At 63.8% G+C, this 3,200-nt stretch carries 1 protein-coding gene; it reads left to right on the forward strand.

The genetic code is table 11. The features are described 5' to 3' along the window. On the forward strand, positions 1-3,200 hold a 3,200-nt coding region (locus tag FQ755_RS34745; RefSeq protein ID WP_260859018.1), incomplete at both ends, for a condensation domain-containing protein.

Genomic DNA, 3,200 nt, shown 5'->3' on the forward strand with positions numbered 1-3,200 from the left:
ATGGTGCCGTCGGCACTGGTGGTGCTGGAGGCGATGCCGCTGAGCCCGAACGGGAAGGTGGACAGGAAGGCGCTACCGGAGCCGGAGTATATGGAGCGCGAGTACGAGGCGCCGGTGGGCGAGGTAGAAGAGGTGCTGGCACGCATCTGGGAGGACGTGCTGGGTGTGGAGTGCGTGGGCCGGCATACGAACTTCTTCGAACTGGGGGGCGATTCGATTCTGAGCCTGCAGATTGTGGCGAAGGCGCGCGAGGTGGGGTGGAAGGTGACGCCGCGGGATCTGTTCGAACAGCAGACCATTAGCCTGTTGGCCGGTACGGCGACACGCGCCGACACGTCGCCGCGGGCGCAGCTCGAAGTCGTCGGCGAGGTCCCGCTGCTGCCGATCCAGACGCAGTTCTTTGCGACGCCGATGGTCCGTCGGCACCACTGGAACCAGTCGGTGCTGCTGGCGAGCCGCGAGCCGCTGGATATCGCTGTACTCGGTCAAGCCCTGAAGGCGGTATTGGGGCATCACGGCGCATTCGGGCTGCGCTTCAAGCAGGACGGCGCCGGGCAATGGACGCAGGCCTACGCCGGACCCGATGACGGTGACGTCCTGTTGATCCGGCAAGACGTGAAGCCTGAACAGGTCGGGGCGCTGTGCAACGAGGCTCAGCGCAGCCTGGACCTCGTACGTGGGCCGCTGATGCGAGCCCTGGCGATGGAGGTGGTGGATGGGAGCTGGAGGCTGCTGCTCGCGATCCATCACCTGGTGGTGGACGGAGTGTCGTGGCGGGTGCTGCTGGAGGATCTGCAGACGACCTACGGGCAACTGCGCGCGGGTGTTGCGGCGAAATTGCCGGCGGCGAGCAGCCCGTACCAGGCGTGGGCGCGCAAGCTCGCCGGATATGCGAAGAGCGAGGCGGTCCGCACACAGTTGCCGTACTGGCAGGCGGTGCTGTCGGGGCCAGCGCAACTGCCGTGCGAGCGCCCGCTGCGCGCCGCCACCGTACGGCATGCGCGCAGCGTGAAGCTTCAGCTCGACCCGGCAACGACGCAGCGGCTGCTGCAGGAGGCACCTGCGGCATACCGTACCCAGGTCAACGACCTGCTGCTAACGGCGCTGGGCCGTGCGCTGTGCGCATGGACGGGGGGCGAGAGCGTGCGCATCGACGTGGAAGGTCATGGCCGCGAGGACGTATTCGAGGACATCGACCTGAGCCGCACCGTGGGCTGGTTCACGAGCCTGTTCCCGGTGAACCTGGAGCCGCTGGGTGACCCGGGGGCTGCGCTTATGCGCGTGAAGGAGATGCTGCGCGGGGTGCCGGGCCGGGGACTGGGATACGGGCTGCTGCGCCATCTGGGTGATGGCGCTGACCGGGAGGCGCTCGCGCAGGCAGGACCGTCGCAGGTGGTGTTCAACTACCTGGGGCAATTCGACCAGAGCTTCGATGAGCGCGCGATGTGGAAGCCCGCAGCGGAGTCGGCCGGGGAGACTGTGGATGGCGACGCGCCGATGGCGCATGAGCTGTCGGTCAACGGCCAGGTCTACGGGGGCGAGCTTGCGCTGACGGTGAGCTACAGCGGTGAGCGGTACGAACAGCAGACGATCGAGGCGCTGATGGAGCGGTACCGCTCGGAGCTGGAAGGGCTCGTTGCGCACTGTACGAGCGGCGCGACTGGTGTTACCCCCGCCGACTTTCCGGTCGCTGGGTTGAGCCAGTCACAGATCGAGCTTATGGCGTTACCGTGGCGGGACATCCAGGACATCTATCCGGCAACGCCGCTGCAAAGCGGACTTCTGTTTCACAGTCTGCTGGATGGGGATAGTGGTGTCTATGTCAACCAGAAGCGCTTTACGCTTCGTGGGGCACTGGACGGGAATATATTGCGCTCGGTATGGGAGGCTGAAATCAGCCAACATCCGATCCTCAGGACACATTTCACGTGGACGCATGGGGGCGATGCCTTGCAGGTCGTGCGCAGGCAGGTAACGCTGCCTTATATGGAGCACGACTGGTCCCGCGAGCCACCGGCGGCTTACGATGCACGCCTAAACGTATGGATGCAGGATGATCTGGCTCGCGGCTTCGATCTGGGTGAAGCCCCGCTGCTACGGATCAACCTGTTCATACGGCCGGACGGTCAGCACGATCTAGTCTGGACCGATCATCACGTGTTGATGGATGGCTGGAGTTCCACGCAGCTGTTCGGGGAGGTGCTGCAACGTTACCGGGCGCGGATGAGAGGAGAGCCTGTCGTGTTGCCGGCCGCTCCTTCATTCCGCGATTACGTTGAGTGGCTTGGTGCCCAGGTCGATCCCAGATCATGGTGGGAAAAGCAGCTGGTACGGTTGAATGACCCTGCCACGCTCACAGGGAGTTTGCCGACACCGGCTGTGGCAACCCAGGCCAAAGAGGTCAGGGTGCAGCAGCATGACGATGTTCTAGATGAGCGCCTGAGTGCCGTGCTGCATCAGGCTGCGCAGCGCTACCGGGTCACGCTCAATACGCTGATACAGGGAGCATGGGCGATCCTTCTTTCGCGGTATGGCAATCGCGATCAGGTGGCGTTTGGGGTCACGATGTCGGGACGGGAGAACGATCTGCCTGGCGTAGACCGGATTCTGGGATTGTTCATCAACAGTTTGCCGCTCTGGACGGATGTGCCTGGGGGCGCGGATATTGGTGATTGGCTCAGAGCTTTGCAACTCTATAGTAGCGAATTGCGCGCACATGAAGCGACACCCTTGAACCGCGTGCAACAGTGGTCCGGGCGTTCCGGGGATGCGCTCTTTGACAGCCTTCTCGTTTTCGAGAATTACCCGGTGGACGAGGCAGTCCGCAAAGTCGATATCGGCCTGACGCTGACACACTTCTCCGCAATGGAGAGCACGCATTACGCGATGGTGCTTGCGGTACTGCCGGGCGAACGCATTGGCTTGCGTTGGAAGTATCAGCCTTTGCGGTTCGGTGAGGCCATGGCGCAGCGCCTGCGGAGCCAGTACCGGTCGATACTCAAGCAGATGGTTGACGGTACAACGACGTTCGTCGGGGACGTGACGCTTCCTGTTGACCGCGAGTGGCACAGGGCGCGAGCGGATCACGGATTTTCATCGGTGGTGGGTCGGGTGAGTGCGAGAGCGGCGCAGATGGGTCATGCGCGCGCGGTGGTATGCGAGGGCGAGTCGCTGTCGTACGAGAGGCTGGAAGCGTGGTC

This window comes from Paraburkholderia sp. BCC1885, from assembly GCF_900996235.1.
In the GTDB taxonomy this organism is placed as follows: domain Bacteria; phylum Pseudomonadota; class Gammaproteobacteria; order Burkholderiales; family Burkholderiaceae; genus Paraburkholderia.